General features: G+C 68.3%; 11 protein-coding genes, 1 tRNA gene and 3 pseudogenes. 10 read left to right on the forward strand and 5 right to left on the reverse strand.

What is annotated here, in order from left to right:
- The first annotated feature begins 24 nt into the window (after positions 1 to 24).
- Both bagA and bagB read left to right on the forward strand, forming a co-directional pair.
- A complete protein-coding gene (gene bagA, locus LQ326_RS25740; protein WP_234540122.1) occupies positions 25 to 1,002 on the forward strand; it encodes an ATPase BagA in 978 nt (325 codons plus the stop codon).
- Positions 999 to 2,396, forward strand: a complete 1,398-nt coding sequence (gene bagB / locus LQ326_RS25745; RefSeq protein WP_234540124.1) for an ATPase BagB — start codon at positions 999 to 1,001, stop codon at positions 2,394 to 2,396. Before bagA ends, bagB begins: the two co-directional genes overlap by 4 nt.
- Before the next feature lie 11 nt (positions 2,397 to 2,407).
- Here bagB and wblA read toward each other — a convergent pair whose 3' ends face one another.
- Positions 2,408 to 2,746, reverse strand: coding sequence for a transcriptional regulator WblA (wblA, locus tag LQ326_RS25750; protein WP_234540219.1), 339 nt, complete (start codon positions 2,744 to 2,746; stop codon positions 2,408 to 2,410).
- Between the two features lie 560 nt (positions 2,747 to 3,306).
- Between wblA and LQ326_RS25755 the strand changes: the two genes are divergently transcribed.
- Positions 3,307 to 5,607 (forward strand): transglycosylase domain-containing protein, encoded by a 2,301-nt coding sequence (locus tag LQ326_RS25755; RefSeq protein ID WP_234540126.1) that lies wholly within the window; start codon positions 3,307 to 3,309, stop codon positions 5,605 to 5,607.
- A 116-nt stretch (positions 5,608 to 5,723) separates the two neighbouring features.
- On the opposite strand, the gene LQ326_RS25760 is transcribed toward LQ326_RS25755, so the two are convergent.
- Entirely contained in the window at positions 5,724 to 6,191 is a 468-nt protein-coding gene (locus tag LQ326_RS25760; RefSeq protein ID WP_234540127.1) for a GatB/YqeY domain-containing protein, read from the reverse strand.
- Positions 6,192 to 6,366: 175 nt separating this feature from the next.
- Here LQ326_RS25760 and LQ326_RS25765 point away from each other — a divergent pair, with 175 nt between their 5' ends.
- The 4 genes and pseudogenes from LQ326_RS25765 to LQ326_RS25780 all read left to right on the forward strand — a co-directional run.
- A complete protein-coding gene (locus LQ326_RS25765; protein WP_234540129.1) occupies positions 6,367 to 7,293 on the forward strand; it encodes a metallophosphoesterase in 927 nt (308 codons plus the stop codon).
- A gap of 119 nt (positions 7,294 to 7,412) precedes the next feature.
- Positions 7,413 to 8,174: a Pr6Pr family membrane protein gene (locus tag LQ326_RS25770; protein WP_234540131.1), complete on the forward strand. Its 762-nt coding sequence runs from the start codon at positions 7,413 to 7,415 to the stop codon at positions 8,172 to 8,174.
- 74 nt (positions 8,175 to 8,248) lie between these two features.
- Positions 8,249 to 8,322 (forward strand) — tRNA-Pro (locus LQ326_RS25775).
- A gap of 591 nt (positions 8,323 to 8,913) precedes the next feature.
- Positions 8,914 to 9,822, forward strand: a pseudogene (locus LQ326_RS25780) (IS110 family transposase); the annotation flags it as partial.
- 826 nt (positions 9,823 to 10,648) lie between these two features.
- On the opposite strand, the pseudogene LQ326_RS25785 reads toward LQ326_RS25780, so the two are convergent.
- Positions 10,649 to 11,651: pseudogene (locus tag LQ326_RS25785) on the reverse strand (IS5 family transposase).
- Between the two features lie 197 nt (positions 11,652 to 11,848).
- Between LQ326_RS25785 and LQ326_RS25790 the strand changes: the two are divergent.
- Complete coding sequence (locus LQ326_RS25790; RefSeq protein WP_234540132.1) at positions 11,849 to 12,652, forward strand: phosphotransferase family protein; 804 nt, start codon at positions 11,849 to 11,851, stop codon at positions 12,650 to 12,652.
- A gap of 496 nt (positions 12,653 to 13,148) precedes the next feature.
- Here LQ326_RS25790 and LQ326_RS25800 read toward each other — a convergent pair.
- Both LQ326_RS25800 and LQ326_RS25805 read right to left on the reverse strand, forming a co-directional pair.
- Positions 13,149 to 13,696 (reverse strand): annotated as a pseudogene (locus LQ326_RS25800) (flavoprotein).
- 158 nt (positions 13,697 to 13,854) lie between these two features.
- Positions 13,855 to 15,921: a serine/threonine-protein kinase gene (locus tag LQ326_RS25805; RefSeq protein WP_308402020.1), complete on the reverse strand. Its 2,067-nt coding sequence runs from the start codon at positions 15,919 to 15,921 to the stop codon at positions 13,855 to 13,857.
- A 309-nt stretch (positions 15,922 to 16,230) separates the two neighbouring features.
- Here LQ326_RS25805 and LQ326_RS25810 point away from each other — a divergent pair, with 309 nt between their 5' ends.
- Together LQ326_RS25810 and LQ326_RS25815 are read left to right on the forward strand one after the other, a co-directional pair.
- Positions 16,231 to 16,683, forward strand: coding sequence for a hypothetical protein (locus LQ326_RS25810; RefSeq protein WP_234540134.1), 453 nt, complete (start codon positions 16,231 to 16,233; stop codon positions 16,681 to 16,683).
- A 27-nt stretch (positions 16,684 to 16,710) separates the two neighbouring features.
- On the forward strand, positions 16,711 to 17,007 hold the full coding sequence (locus tag LQ326_RS25815) for a hypothetical protein (protein WP_234540136.1): 297 nt from the start codon (positions 16,711 to 16,713) through the stop codon (positions 17,005 to 17,007).
- Positions 17,008 to 17,468: the final 461 nt, after the last annotated feature.

Below are 17,468 nucleotides of genomic sequence, written 5' to 3' on the forward strand. Positions count from 1 at the left end.
GGCGGACTGGTTAGTCTCGAAGACGTGAGCAGGCTCCAGGTCGTCAGCGGCAAGGGCGGGACCGGAAAGACGACGGTCGCCGCCGCACTCGCGCTGGCCCTCGCGACCGAGGGGAAGCGGACGCTTCTCGTGGAGGTCGAGGGTCGGCAGGGCATCGCCCAGCTCTTCGAGACGGAGGCGTTGCCCTACGAAGAGCGGAAGATCGCCGTAGCGCCGGGAGGCGGTGAGGTCTACGCGCTCGCCATCGATCCCGAACTGGCCCTTTTGGACTACCTCCAGATGTTCTACAAACTCGGGGGGGCGGGCCGGGCGCTGAAGAAGCTCGGCGCGATCGACTTCGCCACCACCGTCGCACCCGGCCTCAGGGACGTCCTCCTGACCGGCAAGGCGTGCGAGGCGGTGCGCAGAAAGGACAAGGCGGGCCGGTTCGTATACGACTACGTCGTCATGGACGCCCCGCCGACCGGCCGCATCACCCGCTTCCTGAACGTCAACGACGAGGTGGCCGGGCTGGCCAAGATCGGCCCGATACACAATCAGGCGCAGGCGGTGATGCGGGTGCTGAAGTCCGAGCAGACGGCCGTGCACCTGGTCACCCTCCTGGAGGAGATGCCGGTCCAGGAGACCGCCGACGGCATCGCCGAGCTGCGGGCCGCGCGGCTGCCGGTGGGCCGGGTCATCGTGAACATGGTCCGGCCGGAGGTGTTGGACGCGACCGATCTGGAACTCGTACGGACCGTGCCGCGCACCGCCGTGGCGCAGGCGCTGTCGGCGGCCGGGCTCGGCGGGGCGCGGCGCGGCGGCAAGGCCGAGCAGCTGGTGGACCCGCTGCTCGCGCAGGCCGCCGAGTACGCCGAGCGGTACGCGCTGGAGCACGAGCAGCGCGCGGTCCTCGCCGAGCTGGACCTGGAGCGGCACGAACTGCCGCTGCTCGCCGAGGGGATGGACCTGGCGGGCCTGTACGAACTCGCCACCGAGCTGCGGAAACAGGGGATGTCATGACTCCGGACCCGGCCAAGGACCCGGCCCAGGAACCGGCCCAGGACGGCGCACGCCGACTGGCCCACGCGCCCGCGCTCGACGTCGATCCGCTGCTGGACGACCCGGACACCCGGATCGTGGTGTGCTGTGGCTCGGGCGGTGTCGGAAAGACCACCACCGCGGCGGCCCTCGGCCTGCGTGCGGCCGAACGCGGCCGCAAGGTGGTGGTGCTGACCATCGACCCGGCCAGGCGGCTGGCGCAGTCCATGGGCATCGACTCGCTGGACAACGTGCCGCGGAAGGTGAAGGGCACGGAGGGCACCGGCGAACTGCACGCCATGATGCTCGACATGAAGCGCACCTTCGACGAGGTCGTGGAGGCGCACGCGGACGCCGACCGGGCGGCGGCCATCCTGGCCAACCCCTTCTACCAGTCGCTCTCGGCGGGCTTCGCGGGCACGCAGGAGTACATGGCGATGGAGAAGCTGGGCCAGTTGCGGGCCCGGGACGAGTGGGACCTGATCGTGGTCGACACCCCGCCCTCGCGCTCCGCGCTGGACTTTCTCGATGCGCCGAAACGCCTTGGTTCCTTCCTGGACGGCCGGCTCATCCGTCTTCTCACCGCCCCCGCGAAACTGGGCGGCCGCGCGGGCATGGCGTTCCTGAACGTCGGCATGTCGATGATGACCGGCACCCTCGGCAAGCTGCTCGGCGGGCAACTGCTGAAGGACGTACAGACGTTCGTGTCCGCGATGGACACGACGTTCGGCGGGTTCCGCACGCGCGCGGACGCGACGTACAAGCTGCTCCAGGCGCCCGGCACGGCGTTCCTGGTGGTCGCGGCTCCGGAGCGGGACGCCCTGCGCGAGGCCGCGTACTTCGTGGAGCGGCTGGCCGCGGAGGACATGCCGCTGGTCGGTCTGGTCCTCAACCGGGTCCACGGCAGCGGCGCCGACCGACTGTCGGCGGAGCGTGCGCTCGCCGCCGCGGAAAATCTTGAGGAGCCCCGCATTGTGGATCAGGGCGGCGGGAAAGCTGGACTTCGTAACTCTCCCGACACGTACGGCAGTTCTGAATCACCCGCGCCCGTGCCGTCCGAGTCCCGGCCCGACGAATCCCCCTCGTCAGGGCCCGCGGACATGACTACGGCCACCACCTCGGACATGACTGACGAATCCCCCTCGCCAGAAAGCCCGGACCGAACCGTCGACCAGCTCACCGCAGGCCTGCTGAGGCTGCACGCCGAGCGCATGCGGCTGCTCTCCCGCGAGCAGCGCACACGTGACCGCTTCACCGCGCGCCATCCCGAGGTGGCCGTGGTGGAAGTGGCCGCGCTTCCCGGCGATGTACACGACCTCGCGGGGCTGCGGGACATCGGCGACCGGCTCGCGGCCGGCCGGCCGGAGCTGCCGTAGACCGGTCCGGCCTAGCCCACCGCTGCGTAGTTCTCGTACACCTCGTCGCTGTCGAGGGGGACGATCCCGGTCCCCCGCTCGTACTCCGAGCGCGCTGTCTCCAGAAGCCTGCGCCAGGAGGTCACGGTGGGCCGCCGGCGCAGCAGTGCGCGGCGCTCCCGCTCCGTCATGCCTCCCCACACGCCGAACTCGACGCGGTTGTCCAGCGCATCGGCCAGGCATTCAGTGCGTACCGGACATCCGGTGCACACCGCCTTGGCTCTGTTCTGCGCTGCTCCTTGAACGAACAGTTCATCCGGATCGGTAGTGCGGCAGGCAGCCTGCGCACTCCAGTCGGTTACCCAGCCCATACCGGCGCCGTCCTCTCCCGAATCGAGGCTCCCCCACGGCGGCAGCGGCATATTCACCGCCGCCAGTTGAGGACGTTACGGAAGGTGGGCACAGCGCAACACCCCCTTCGGGCCCAATCTTGAATGGCCCGAACGGACTATGGGTAAGCGGCAGATCACCCGCGGGAGTGAGCTGACGACATGCGTGATGATCGCGGCAAACCGGGACAGCTATGGTGCGCCACAACGGACGCCGGGTGACACACGAGGTGGATTCGGACACGCCATCAACACATCACCCGAAAAAAAGTGGGCGGGTTCCGGAACGATTCGGGGTCGCCGGACGTATTGATACGTGGCCGCACTGCTGTGACAGTTGAGAGCAGCTTAGGCCAAGGCCTGTCCGTGTGTCCGGCGAATGGCAAGGTAGACCGTTCATGTCGTCGTGCCGTCAGGCGGAGCCGGCGGTGTCACCCCCTGTGCACGGCCGGGCCGCCCCTTACGTCACGATCCGGCACTCGAACATCCCGAGAGCCACCCGCTCCCCCGGAACGCCCAGGACTACGGATTAGGCTGCCCCCATGCCAAAGAAGCGCTCGGGCGGTGGTCTTTCGACCACGCAGCAGGCCGCCAAGTTCCTCGGTGTCAGTGTGCTCGCGGGAGCCGTGATGGCGGGCATCGCACTGCCCGCGGCCGGGGCCCTGGGCCTCGCGGCCAAGGGCTCGGTCCAGGGCTTCGACGATATCCCGGCCAACCTGAAGAGCCCGCAGCTCAGCCAGCGCACCAGGATCCTCGACAGCGACGGCAACCAGATCGCCCAGGTCTACTCACGTGACCGCACCGTGGTGGAGCTCAAGGACATCTCGCCGTACATGCAGAAGGCGATCGTCGCGATCGAGGACTCGCGCTACTACCAGCACGGCGCCATCGACCTGAAGGGCGTGCTGCGCGCGCTGAACAAGAACGCGCAGAGCGGCGGGGTCGCCCAGGGCGCGTCCACGCTCACCCAGCAGCTGGTGAAGAACTACTTCATCGAGGAGGCCGGCGACGACCCGACCAAGGTCGCCGAGGCCACCCAGCAGACCCTCGGCCGCAAGGTCAAGGAGCTGAAGTACGCGATCCAGCTGGAAGAGACGCTCGGCAAGAAGAAGATCCTCGAGAACTACCTGAACATCACCTTCTTCGGCGAGCAGGCCTACGGCATCGAGGCCGCCTCCCAGCGCTACTTCTCCAAGCACGCCAAGGACCTGAACCTCCAGCAGTCGGCCCTGCTCGCCGGCATCGTGCAGTCGCCGAGCCGCTACGACCCGGTCAACGACGAGGCCGAGGCGACCAAGCGGCGCAACGTCGTGCTCGAACGCATGGCCCAGGTCGGCGACATCTCCCAGGCGGAGGCCGACAAGGCCAAGGAGACCCCGCTCGGCCTGCACGTCACCCAGCCGAAGAACGGCTGCATCACGGCGGTCAAGGGCGCCGGGTTCTTCTGCAAGTACGTCGAGAACGTCTTCCTCAACGACCCGACCTTCGGCAAGACCTCCACGGAACGCGCCAAGCTCTGGAACCAGGGCGGCCTGACCATCCGTACGACGCTGGACCCGCAGGCCCAGGACTCCGTACAGAGCTCGATCAAGGACCACGTCTACAAGTCCGACCCGGTCGCGGCCGCCGCCACCCTGGTGGAGCCCGGCACCGGCAAGATCCTGGGGATGGGCCAGTCGAAGCCGTACGGCTACAGCAAGAACGAGACCGAGTACAACTTCTCGGTCGACCGGGACTACGGCGGCTCCAACTACGGCTTCCCGACCGGTTCGACGTTCAAGCCGTTCGTGGCGGCGGCCGCCATCGAGGGCGGCAAGCCGGCGACGCAGGAGTACTCGTCGCCGTACAAGATGAACTACCCGAGCCCCGTGCAGCAGTGCGACGGCAAGCAGTGGGTCAACACGGACAACGAGCAGGTCCAGAACGAGAACGAGTCCGAGGTCGGGCCGTACCAGATGAAGAAGGCGATGGCGAAGTCCATCAACACCTACTTCGTCCAGCTGATCTCCGACATCGGTCTGTGCCCGGTGGTCAAGATGACCGACGCGCTCCACGTCCACCAGGGCGACGGCTCGAAGCTGCCGCAGACCCCGTCCATCGCCCTCGGCGCGATCGGCCTCTCGCCGCTGACCATGGCGAGCGCTTACGCCACCTTCGCCGACCGCGGCATGTACTGCACGCCGGTCGCCATCGAGTCGATCACCCAGAAGGTCGGCAACGAGCAGAAGTCCCTCGCCGTCCCCAAGTCGACCTGCTCGCGTGCGATGAGCGAGAAGACCGCGGACACGATCAACACGCTGCTGCGCGGTGTGATCGACTCCGGTACCGGTCAGCAGGCCGGTCTGGACGACCGGGAGAGCGCCGGCAAGACGGGTACGACGGACTCCCGCAAGAACGCCTGGTTCGTCGGCTACACGCCCAACCTCGCGGGCGCGGTCTGGGTCGGCAGCGCCAAGCAGAACGTCGAGATGACCAACATCACCATCGGCGGCGTCTACCACTCCGAGGTCTTCGGCGCCGACACCCCGGGTCCGATCTGGAAGGACGCCATGACCGGCGCCCTGGAGGGCAAGTCGTCCGAGTCCTTCAACCTCATCGACATCCCCGACGACAACAGCCATGACAAGGGCAACGGAAACGGAAACGGCGGCGACAACGGCGGCGGCGACAACACGGGGGGCCTGATCGGCGGGCTCATCGGCGGCCTGACGACGAACGGCGGCACGAGCAACGGCGGCACGACCGGCGGCTCCACCCCGAACCCGACCTTCTCCCTCCCCGCCGGCTTCATCCAGGGGAACGTGAACGGCGGCAACAATGGGAACGGCGGCAACCGGGGCTGATCTTCTCTACGGAGGACTCGCCTACGGAGGCTGTCCTTGTACGACGGTGGGGCCGCACCTCTTCCGCAGAGGCGCGGCCCCACCGTCGTACCGCTGTGCTGCCCGGTCGCGCTCCCTCAGCCCTGGAGCCGCTTCTTCACCGCGGCGGCGACGCGGCCGCCCTCGGCCAGGCCGGCCACCTTCGGGTTCACGATCTTCATCACGGCGCCCATGGCCCGCGGTCCCTCGGCACCCGCCGCCTTCGCCTCCTCGACGGCCTCGGCGACGATCGCCTCCAGCTCCTCGTCGCTGAGCTGCTTCGGCAGGTACTCGGCGAGGACCTCGCCCTCCGCCTTCTCCCGCTCGGCGCTCTCGGCGCGACCGCCCTGGGTGAAGGCCTCGGCCGCCTCCCGGCGCTTCTTCGCCTCCTTGGCGATCACCTTGAGCACCTCCTCGTCGGAGAGCTGACGCTTCTCCTTGCCCGCGACCTCTTCCGTGGTGATCGCGGCGAGCGTCATCCGGAGGGTGGCCGAGCGGAGCTCGTCACGGCCCTTGATCGCGGCGTTGAGGTCGTCATGCAGCTTCGACTTGAGCGTGGTGGTCATGGCACCGATTGTCGCAGGTGCCACAGCCGGACCGCCCAACGTTTTCCCCGCCCCCTGCCTCTCCTCCCTCTCCCGGGTCCTCCTCCCGTCTCCCGGGTTCTCCTCTCCTCTTCTCTCCTCTTCGCTCCGCTGTGGCCGGTCTCGACCCCCGCCTCGCGTCTGACACGATGGTCGTATGCGCGCTCGATACGGAGTACCCCTGGGAATCGCGGCGTTCGGCGCCGCCGGTGTGTTGTACGCGGCCGGCGTCGAGGTCCGTTCGTTCCGACTGCGCCGGGTGACGGTCCCGGTCCTCCCGGCGGGGATGCGCCCGCTGCGGGTGCTCCAGGTCTCCGACATCCACATGGTCGGCGGCCAGCGCAAGAAGCAGCGGTGGCTGCGTTCGCTGGCGGGCCTGCGCCCGGACTTCGTGATCAACACGGGCGACAACCTGTCCGACCCGGAGGGCGTTCCGGAGGTGCTGGACGCGCTGGGCCCGCTGATGGAGTTCCCGGGCGCGTACGTCTTCGGCTCCAACGACTACTACGGCCCCAAGCCCCGCAACCCCGCCCGCTACTTGCTGGAGAAGACGAGCGGCAGGCACGGCCTGAACGGCAACCCGCCGGTCGTCGGCGCGATCCACAACCCCTGGGAGGACCTGCGGGACGGCTTCGACGGGGCGGGCTGGCTGAACCTGACGAACACGCGGGGCGTCCTGAAGATCGAGGGTGTCTCGGTGGAGCTGACGGGCCTGGACGACCCGCACATCAAGCGCGACCGCTATCCGCTGGTGGCGGGCGGCCCGTCCGGTGCGGCGGACTTCTCCATGGGCGTCGTGCACGCCCCGTACCTGCGCGTCCTGGACTCCTTCACGGCCGACGGCTACCCCCTGGTCCTGGCCGGCCACACCCACGGCGGCCAGATCTGCGTCCCCTTCTACGGCGCCCTGGTCACCAACTGTGACCTGGACACGGACCGGGTGAAGGGCCTCTCCCGCCACGCGGCGGAGGGCCGTACCTCCTACCTCCACGTCTCGGCCGGCTGCGGCACCAGCCGCTACACCCCGGTCCGCTTCGCCTGCCCGCCGGAGGCGACGCTGCTGACGCTGGTGGGGCGGGAGTAGACCGGGGAGCTCGGGGAGGTCGGGCCGGGGGAGACAGGAGCACGGAGGTCGAACCGGGGATAGCCCACCCGGCGTAAACCGAAATGCCACCCATGCCCCTTTCTCCCTATTTTGAGGGCATGACGACTCCTCCGATACCCAGGGACATGCCCGACCTCCCCGCGGTTCCGGGCACGCCCGTGCTGATACCCGGACACGTCCCGGCGACGGCGGTGGTCGCCCCTGTCCGCCGCCCCCTGACCGCGGTGTTCCGCCTCGCGACGGCCGTCCTGGCGGCGGCGGGCGTGGCCCTGGAGCTGCTGCTGGGCAGTCCGGACCGGATCCTGAGCTACTTCGGAGTCCAGGCCGCGGTACTCCTGACCCTGGTCAGCCTCGTCTCGGCCCGCCGGGCCTGGCACGCGGCCCGCCCCGTCCCCTCGGCCCTGACGGGCGCGGCGCTGCTCTACGCGGTGATCTCGTCTTTGGTCTACCACCTGCTCCTGGGCCACACGACCCCGCCGTTCTCGATGACGGGCGCGACACACCCTCCGGTGGCCTGGCACGGCCAGTGGCTGGCGCTGCAACTCCTCCACACGGCGGCCCCCGCGGCCGCGCTCATCGACTGGCTGCTGCTCACACCCCCGGCCCGCCTGCACCTCCGCCAGGCGGCGGCATGGATGCTGTACCCCCTGGCCTACCTGGCCTTCTACCTCACCCGAGCCAAGCTGCTCCTGCCCGGAACGCCGGGCCACTACCTCTACCCCTTCCTCGACGCCGAGCAGCACAGCTACCGCGCCACCCTCGCCAACGCCCTCCTCGTGGGCCTCGCCTGCTACGCCCTGGCGGTCCTCCTGGTAGCCCTGGACCACACCCGCCCGAACCCGGTCGGCCGCCGCCCCTAAACCGGATTTCGTCTCCGGCCAACGGTGGGCTAAAGTAAACGACGTCGCCGCGACAAGCACCACAGCAGCGACACCGGGGTGTAGCGCAGCTTGGCAGCGCGCTTCGTTCGGGACGAAGAGGTCGTGGGTTCAAATCCCGCCACCCCGACAGCTGTAACACCAGGTCAGGCCCGGTTTCCATCAATGGAAACCGGGCCTGACTCGTTCTCCGGGGGCGCTCGGGGAGCGACTGGGGAGTGGATCATGGAGATCTCGCTCCGGGGGAGTGGCAGGGAGCTCCGTCCTCCGGGGTGCCACGGGACGGCTCGCCCGCAGCCTGAGAACTGCTACGAGTTTCTAACTTCATCCAGGGCGGCTCGCCCTGCTCCCTGGCCCCCCACTCCTAATGGCGTCGTAAGACGCTTGGCGGTGTCTCATGGCCGAGCGTCTTGGGCGGATGGGCATGTGGTGATCCGTAGTCGCTCCTGAGGCCTGACCTCTCAAGACAGAGTCGGCCCCGTGTGCCTTCCCGCTCGGTGAAGCATCGCCGGGGTCTCGTGGTCCAAGCCGCCGCCAGGGAACACCTCTCACCGCTCGGCGAATGTCCCCAGTTCCGCAGCTGACCGAGGCCCCTGGCGACCGCTGGGATTGCGAACGGCTAATCGGATGACGGGCCTATGAGCCCTGCCATTAGGGAGACGCGCAACCCCGCCAAGGCGACGACCACCACACCACCGGCACCCACCCAAGGACACTCGCCATGACCAGCGTGTTCTGCGGCATCGACTGGGCCACCGACCACCACGACATCGCACTGCTCGACGAAGCCGGCACCCTCCTGGACAAGCTCCGCATCGACGACACCCCCACCGGCCTCAGCCAACTCCTGGACCTGCTGGCCCAGCACGGTGACAGCCCAGAGAACCCGATCCCGGTCGCCATCGAGACCTCTCACGGACTCCTGGTCGCCTGCTTACGCGCCACGAGCAGACCGATCTACGTGATCAACCCGCTCACCGCCGCCCGCTACCGCGACCGCTACGCACTCAGCCGCAAGAAGTCCGACCACCTCGACGCCAAGGTCCTGGCAAACATCCTGCGCACCGACCCGGCAGAACACCGGCCCCTGCCCGCGGGCAGCCATCTCACCCAGGCCATCACCGTCCTGGCCCGAGCCCACCAAGACGCCGTCTGGGACCGCGTCCAGACAGGCAACCGCCTGCGCTCCCATCTGCGCGAGTACTTCCCCGGCTTCCTCACCGTCTTCCGTCACTTCCGCGAAGGCCTCGCCTCACCCGTCACCCGCACCCTGCTCGCCGCGGCCCCCACACCCACCCAGGCCGCCCAGCTCACCCGCCCACAGCTGCGAGCGATCCTGAAGAAAGCCGGACGCCAACGGGAGATCGCCGGTGAGGTCGAACGACTCCACACCCTGCTCCGCGAGCCACAGATGCACCAACCACCCATGATCGAGCAGGCCATGGGCACCAAAGCCCTCGCTCTGCTGCGGCAGTTCGACGCGGCCTGCGCCAGCGCCGACGTTCTAGAAGCAGCCACCACTGCCGCCTTCGCCACCCACCAGGACGCCGAGATCATCACCAGTTTCCCCGGCCTCGGCGCACTGACCGGCGCCCGCGTCCTGGCCGAACTAGGGCGCGTATCGAGTCGTGATCACTCTGCGGGATTCGGCTTCGAGTCAGGACTTGATTCAGCAGTTGCTCGGGAACCGTGGGCTGGTGGCTCTAGCGAAGGATGCCGGGACCGCCACGCTGAACAGTGCCTCACCCGGGCGGGGCGCCCTCGATCGTTCGCCGTCGGCATGGTGTGTTCAGGCGTGCAGGCGGTCGAGTTCGTCGGCGCGGCGATGATCCTTCGGCCGTCCGATGGCCCGCCGCATTCGGATCAGGTCGTCAAGCGACGCGTAGCGGATCGTGAATCCGGAGGAGTCGTCGGCGCCTTGTGCTCGAGTCAGGCAGTCGGTGACATCAAAGTCGCCCCAGGGCAAGGCAGGCGTGCACAGATCCCCGGCGGCACCGGTCACCTGGTATCCCACCTGGGCTCGGTCGAGGTCGGGTAGATCGGTGCAGCCAGCCGCGGCGAGGGCATCTCGCAAGGCTCGGGCCTGCGCAGGTGTGCCGTCCCACAGCAGGTCGAGGTCCCCGGTCAGCTCGGTGGATCCGTGCATGATGCCAGCGACCTGGCCGATGACCATCGCGTGCGAGCCGGCCTCGTGCAGGGCGCGCAGGAAGGGGATCGGGTCAAAACCGAGTGCCCCGTCTGTGGCGAACGTTCCGGCGAGGTCATCAGCGTCCTCCGGTCGGCACCCCGTGGCGGTACGGTCACGAGTGGCCTCTTCGATACGGCGGATGGCCTGACGAAGTCGCACTGCAGCATGCTCGTTCATGCGGCTCATCCAACATGATGACCAGCCCACCTTCGACCGGGTATCAGCCGGCCATGTGCGGCCAACACAGTCTTCGTGACACCTCGCTGGATCAAGGAGCGGTCCGCGTGAGGTCCTTGATCCAGATGATCGAGGCGCGAAGGTGGAGGCCGGCGAGGTAGCTCGCGGGTGTCTTGTCGTAGCGAGTGGCGATACCTCGCCAGGCCTTCAGTTCGTTGATCAGGCGCTCAACGGTGTTGCGCTCTTTGTACAGGTCAGCGTCGTGACTGACTGGCCGACCGCCCTTGTGGCCCTTCCTCTTCCGGTTGGCAGCCTGGTCCTTCTTCTCCGGGATGACAGCCTTGATCTGGCGTTTCCGCAGGTAGGCGCGATTGCCTCGGGACGCGTAGGCCTTGTCCCCTGCGACCGCGTCGGGTCGGGTGCGAGGACGGCCGACGGGCCCCCGGACACGCACCTTCTCCAGCACGGGGATGAACTGCGGGCTGTCCGCGGCCTGTCCCGTGGTCAGGACGAACGACAGCGGGCGGCACCTGCGGTCGGCAGCGAGGTGAACCTTGCTGGTCAGCCCGCCCCGCGAGCGTCCCAGGAGGGCAGCTTTCAATCGGAGCTTTCGGCGACGCAGGACGCGTCGTCGCACCTCCCGCTCGGGATCCGCTTCGGCAGCCTGCCCGTTTCGCTCCTTGAGGCTGCCCCCTTTGACCTGACCTTCTCTTCCTCGGCGGCTACTTCCTCAAGGACAGTGATCACATCTTGGCCAAGGTGCATCCCGGCCGCGTCGTGGTGGGCCCGGGCGGTGGTGGAGTCGATGCCGACCAGGGACAGGTCCACCTCACCCCGCTTCGCGGCTTCCGCGATCAGGCCCTCCAGCAGGACTTCGAAGACGCCGGCGTCACGCCACTGCCGGAAGCGGCTGGAGACGGTCGACCAGGCACCGAACTCCTGCGGCATCTCCCGCCACTGCCCACCGTCTTGAACCGCCAGATCACGCCCTCGAACTGCTGTCGCAGCCGCTCGGGGTACGGGCCGTACTCGCCGATCGGCAGGTACGGCTCGATGAACTCCCAGTCTGCGTCTGCCAGTTGCATTTGAGTCACGCAAGAGGATCTATCGGGTCAGGCCTCGGACTGAGGGCGAATCCCGAAGATTGATCACGACTCGATACGCGCCCTAGATCCACCACGGGTGGCACCCGTGCCGTCCTCCTGTTCCACCCCTTGAGTGCCGTCCCGGCCGTACCCTGGCCGGGGCGGCACTCCCGTACCAGAGCACCCCTGAGGAACCGCGCGCGTCCTTGTCCCGCATCCCCTTCGAGCAGCTTCCCGCCGACGTCCGCCGAGCCGTCGTCGACAAGACCGGCGCCGTGCACCAGGCGCTGACCGTGCAGGGAGGCATCAACTCCGGCATCGCCTCCGTCCTGGAGACGAACGGCGGCAGGGTCTTCGTGAAGGGCATCCCGGCCGACCATCCCCAGGTCGCTGCCCAGCGCCGCGAGGCGGCCGTCGCCCCGTACCTGCCGGCGTCCTGCCCGCACCTGTACTGGCACCTGGAGTTCGGCGGCTGGAGCTTGCTCGGCTACGAGATGATCGACGGCCGTCACGCCGACTACACGCCAGGCTCGCCCGACCTCCCGCTCGTGGAGACCGCGCTTGTCGAGCTGCAGGGCGTTACAGCACCCGCAGGCATCGGGATCAAGACCGCCGTGGACCGATGGGCCGATTACGCACCACCGGGTACGCTGCACCACTTCGAGGGCAGCACTCTCCTGCACACCGACTTCGCCCCGGACAACATCCTGATCACCGGTGACCGCGCACGAGTCATCGACTGGGCCTGGCCGACGCGAGGGGCGGCCTGGATCGACCCCGGCGCCTTTGTCCTCCAGCTCATGCATGCTGGGCATTCCGTGGAAGAGGCGCTCGCCTTCGCCAGTCGGTTCCCGTCCTGGCGGGACGCAAAGGCCGAAGCACTTACGGCGTTCAGCTCGGCCACGGCCGCACTGTGGCGGGAGATCGCCGAGGTGGACCAGACCCCATGGAAGTTGAGGATGGCGGAGCAAGCCGCGACGCTCGCGCGCATTCGGTACAAGGCCACGTAGATACTGGGCGCTGGGCCGTGCTGCTGGCCAACAAGCTCTCCTGCATGCGCGATCGGCAGCCGCTGGCGGATGTCCGTCACGCCTTCCGTGAGCTCGCCATCCGGCGGGGCGACGGCGCATGTGTGCCATCCGTGCGCAGCGGGCGAGGCCGGGGGCACTCGGCTGAGCGCCGCCTTGGCCGCTCCTGTCCATATGCGCGTCCATGCCGGCCCTCGGCGCCGCCCTCGCCAAGGCAAAAGCAGCAGGCCACGACCCGGACGAGGTTCTGCGACAGGCGACCGACCGGCGCGTCCTCCACGATGCCCGCCACCCCGCACGGGTACTGACCTGGCGCGTCCAGCGCCTCAGCGAGCCGGCACCGGGCGCACGAGCCCGCGCAGCTCAGGCCCGCAGCGCGGTGGCGCCCCGGACCGCGCTCCAGCACCTCAGCACCCCGGCCCCCGAAACGGCCGCCGTGATCACGGCCCGGCAACCACCACGACCACGGCATCGCTGATCACGACCGCTCGGACACCCTGGGAGCAAGCGGCTCCAGCGCTTCCTCCCAGCGGTAGCGGTCGGCCCCGCCGCTGGCCTTCGGCGGGTGAGGCTCGTACGAGCCGACCAGGACGCCCATCTCCCGCAGCCGCTCATACTCTGCCGGCACGCGGGATGGGCGGCCTGGGCGGAGTTCAGGTACGGCAGCACGGCCACCGGAACGCCCATGGCCGGCGCCTCGTCGCACAAGATGCCCAGCGCGAGATTGTCGGAGATCCCCGCGGCCCACTTGTTGACCGTGTTGAAGGTGGCTGGGGCGACCGCGATCGCGTCCGCGGGCCGGGGCGGTCGCGGTTCGCCTGGTGACCGCCATGCCGATCGGACGGGACGACCGGTCTGGGCCTCGATCGCCTCCGCGTCCAGGAAGCCGAGCCCTTCCGGGGTGGCGATGACACCCACGTCCCAGCAGCGTTCCTGCGCCGCGGTGATCAGCCGGCCGGCCTCGGCGGCGACTCCGGCCGCGCAGACAACGATCTGGAGGAACAGCGTCTCGTGCTGATGGCTCACGCGGGCACTCCCAGTTGGCGGCTGAAGTGGTGCAGGAGGATGCACGCATTTCGATCCGGACCCGGCTCTGGATACGGTGATGCAACTTCTGCCCCTGAAACAGGGCCAATGGCCTTACAGTCCCCGAACTCCGGACGTGCTCATCGAAGGCCCGGCGGTCAATGGGAGCACTCACCTGAACCGATGAGTTCGGGTACACGGCTGTTTCCCTCGTAGACGACGACGGACCAGCGGGTGTAATTCCACGTCTGGTTGCTGTTGTACTCGGCTGTCAGCTTCTGGCACAGGGGCATGGAGACAGCATCTTGGAAGTCGGACCGTTGGGCTCGACCAATGAGCACTCCGTCGGTGTCCCGAGCCCACACGTATGCAGCTTTTTCGACTGGGTCGAAGCCTAGGTCGATCGCGTCGCTCGAGCCGAAGGGCTCCAGACCGTTTCCTTCGGCGATCCTGGCATTCCAGGCGGCGGTGATGGCCCTGTCGGCGGCACCGGCGACGCGGATCTCAGCCTTGTCGCTGCTCGGTATCCCGGCAGTCGCAATGCCGGACTCATCGCCTCGCCACTGCCCGGCGATCACGCTGTAGCACCCGTCTGTGGCCTCGCCGAAGCCGAGGACGCTCGGTTCGAGGTCACCGTCGACGTTCTTCCAGGAGATGACGAAGCGCCCGTAGGACCAGGTGGCGGGATGCTCCTTGAGCCGGTATGCGAGGGCGGTACAGGCCGCCATGTCCCCGGCCCGGCGGAACACCTCCTGATCGTCTTCGGGGATCTGGGAAATCGGACCGCCGGTCACCATCACGCTCTGCGCCCGCTTGTTGAACGTGACCATGGGCGTCATAAAATCCATGTCCTTGGTGGCGAGCATGGCCGCCATCCGGTCCCGGATCGCCTTCTCGACGCCCTTCTCCTCCGAGGTACTCGCGACGGTGCTGGCCCTCCACTCCTCGGACGTCGGTTCGGTTGTTTCGCCCGCACGCGTGAAGGCCGGGTTGGACACCCCCGCCAACGGATCGGACGGCACGATGGCATTGCGCGGGCTGGCCGACGATTCGCTCACGTCACCCGCCCCCTCGAGCCGGATGGGTGGGGTGGGGACGTTCGCGGGCCTGGCTGTGGATGGGGTGCGGCCGTCGGCGGGGCTCGCGGCCGCGCTGGTCTTGCCCGAGGCATCGCTGTCGCCTCCGGCAGGGAAAGCAAGGGCGGCACCCGCGACACCCCCGACCACGGCTGCGGCGACGAGAACAGCCACGACGGTGCGCCCGAGGGAAGGCGAGGACCGCGCATGCCAAGTCGGGTCGTCCAGCGCGGGCATGTCCCACTCGGCCGCAACCAGTTCGCCCACCCGGGTGAGCTCCAGTCCTCCGTCGCCGCCGAGGACCTGGGTGGCCTGTGAGGCCAGGAGCCTCGAGCACTCCTCCCCAGCCTCCGCCGCGGTCATACGCTCAGACGGATCCTTCGCGAGAGCCCTTTCCAGAATCTCCCGCAGTTGCTCGGGGATCCCGACGAGGTCCGGGTCGTCCGACATGACGCGGAAGGCGACCACGTCCGGCGCACCGGTGCCGAACGGAAGGCGACCTGTGGCGGCATAGGCGACGAGCGCTCCCCAGGCGAACATGTCGCCCTCGGGTCCGGCCGTATTGGAGCGGTAGTACTCCGGACTTATCCAACCCGGGGTGCCGGTGATGATGCCGGTACGCGTGACGCTGGTGCCGTCGGAGGCGCGAGCGATGCCGAAGTCCAGCACGCGGGGGCCGGCGGGAGTGAGGATGACGTTCTGTGGCTTCACGTCGCGGTGGACGACGCCGGTCTGGTGGATAGCAGCCAACGCTTGAGCGGTACCGGTCGCGAAGGCGTACAGGGTGCCGTCCACGAGCGGACCGTAGTTGGCCAGATGTTGGTTGAGGGTCGGTCCGGGGGCGTAGGCGGTTGCCAGCCACGGCTCGGCAGCCTCGGCGTCCGCCGCAAGGAGCGGTACGAGGCACGGACCCTGTACACGGGCGGAGAGTTGCACTTCCCGCCGGAACCGCGCCCGGAACTCCGGGTCCTCCGCCTGCGCGAGATGGATCACCTTGACCGCGACCCGAAGCCCGTCGGCCGTGAGGCCGGCGTGGACTACGCCCATGCCGCCGGAACCGAGACGGCCGATGATCCGGTACGGGCCGACACGGGAAGGATCACCGGGTCGGGCGGGCTGAACCCGTCCGACGGAGCCAGCAACGCTCACAGACAGTCCGTTCCTTGGTGTGCCATATGTGGTCGAGCAGTTGCGCCGAGAATCCTCCCAGCGCCAACCTTCTTCGGTAGCGAATGCGCCTGTGTGACAGGTGAAGGAAGTGTGAGGTTGCCTCGATCTGGTGAAAGTCACCTGATCGTCATAAGGCTCGCCAACGGTGAGGGTCCGACGACCGCCTACGAGTGCCACCAGCGCCAGCACACGCCTAGCTGATCGCCCCGTCCATTCCCGGTCGCGCACCGCAGTGAGCGTTGTAAAACCGGACGACAGGCCCCACCCCTGCCCCGCCAGAATCCGAGCATGTCCACCGACATGTGCGGAATGATCGAGTGCAGGCCAGGAGCCCGGCTCTGGGGCGAGGACGACGAGGACGCCGTCTGGACGGCCGCCATCGACCTGTTCCTCCTCAACACCGGCAATGCCTACGACGCACTCGCCTGCCTCTTCGGGGTGCGCAACTCCTTCGGGTTCCAGCCGCTGGCCGAAGATCGCGGCCTGCCGGAGGACGTCTCCGACGGCGTGCGCGCTGCCTTCATCGCATACCTCGGACCCGAGTACGCCCATGGTGCCACCTGGATCACCGGGGCCGAACTGGCCGCTGCCAACTGGGACGAGACCGACAGCTCCGGTGCACACAGTCGTCGCGCAGTCGCGGGAGACGCCACCCACTGGGGACCGGTTTGGGAGGTGATGCGAACACTGGGTCGGCTGCACGGCCCGGAGAACGTACGGCTTGTCGTCTGGTTCGATTGATCACTGAGGTATCGGAGGACGAAAGCGATGGGCCAGGACGAGCCGGTGACGCGATGGTTCCGCAGCTACTGGGACGAAGAAGACACCTGGTTCTACTTCGAGGTCAGTGACGACGGATGGGTGAGCCGCCAGGTCGAACTCGAAGGGCCCGCGCTGCGCCCCATCGCGGCCGCGTCGGCCGAGGACGACGACGCCCGGTACGGCTTCACTGCGGAGTCGCCCGTCACCGATTGGGAAGGACACGTCGAGGAGCCACTGACCCTCCAGGACTTCGAAGGAGTCTGGGCCGCAGCCCGGCGGCACCTCACGGCACCCGAAGTCTGACATGACAAGCCGGCCAACGGCCTTCAGATCGGCACCGCAGCAGCTCGCGCCCGAGGTGGACGCCAGCCTGTTCAGAGACTGAACTGCGGACCGCCCAGCAGGGAGTCCGAGCGCCACAGCCGCACGCAAACCTGCTCACGTAATGGCACCCGAGAACGCCACCGCACCCCGGAGAACGCCCGGGGTTGGGAGAAATCTGGGAGATGATCTTCGGTCAGAGGCCCACCAAAGCCACCCGGAACCAAGTCACTCCAAGTCCCTGACCAGCACCGACACCCATTCGCGCCGGTGAGGATCTTGCTCGAACCTCGTTCGGGACGAAGAGGTCGTGGGTTCAAATCCCGCCACCCCGACAGTGAAGTACCAGGTCAGGGGCCTGATCCGCAGTGCGGGTCAGGCCCCTGAGTGGTTCCTGGAGATCGCTTGGGCTCGAACGGCGGCTGAACCCTCGTCCGGCAAGG

The organism is Streptomyces shenzhenensis (genome assembly GCF_021462265.1).
GTDB classification, from domain to species: Bacteria; Actinomycetota; Actinomycetes; order Streptomycetales; family Streptomycetaceae; genus Streptomyces; species Streptomyces shenzhenensis.

Coding starts and splice junctions, on each gene's coding strand:
- bagB (WP_234540124.1), top strand. CDS start 999: ATGACTCCGGACCCGGCCAAGGACCCGGCCCAGGAACCGGCCCAGGAC.
- wblA (WP_234540219.1), bottom strand. CDS start 2,746: ATGGGCTGGGTAACCGACTGGAGTGCGCAGGCTGCCTGCCGCACTACC.
- LQ326_RS25755 (WP_234540126.1), top strand. CDS start 3,307: ATGCCAAAGAAGCGCTCGGGCGGTGGTCTTTCGACCACGCAGCAGGCC.
- LQ326_RS25760 (WP_234540127.1), bottom strand. CDS start 6,191: ATGACCACCACGCTCAAGTCGAAGCTGCATGACGACCTCAACGCCGCG.
- LQ326_RS25765 (WP_234540129.1), top strand. CDS start 6,367: ATGCGCGCTCGATACGGAGTACCCCTGGGAATCGCGGCGTTCGGCGCC.
- LQ326_RS25770 (WP_234540131.1), top strand. CDS start 7,413: ATGACGACTCCTCCGATACCCAGGGACATGCCCGACCTCCCCGCGGTT.
- LQ326_RS25810 (WP_234540134.1), top strand. CDS start 16,231: ATGTCCACCGACATGTGCGGAATGATCGAGTGCAGGCCAGGAGCCCGG.
- LQ326_RS25815 (WP_234540136.1), top strand. CDS start 16,711: ATGGGCCAGGACGAGCCGGTGACGCGATGGTTCCGCAGCTACTGGGAC.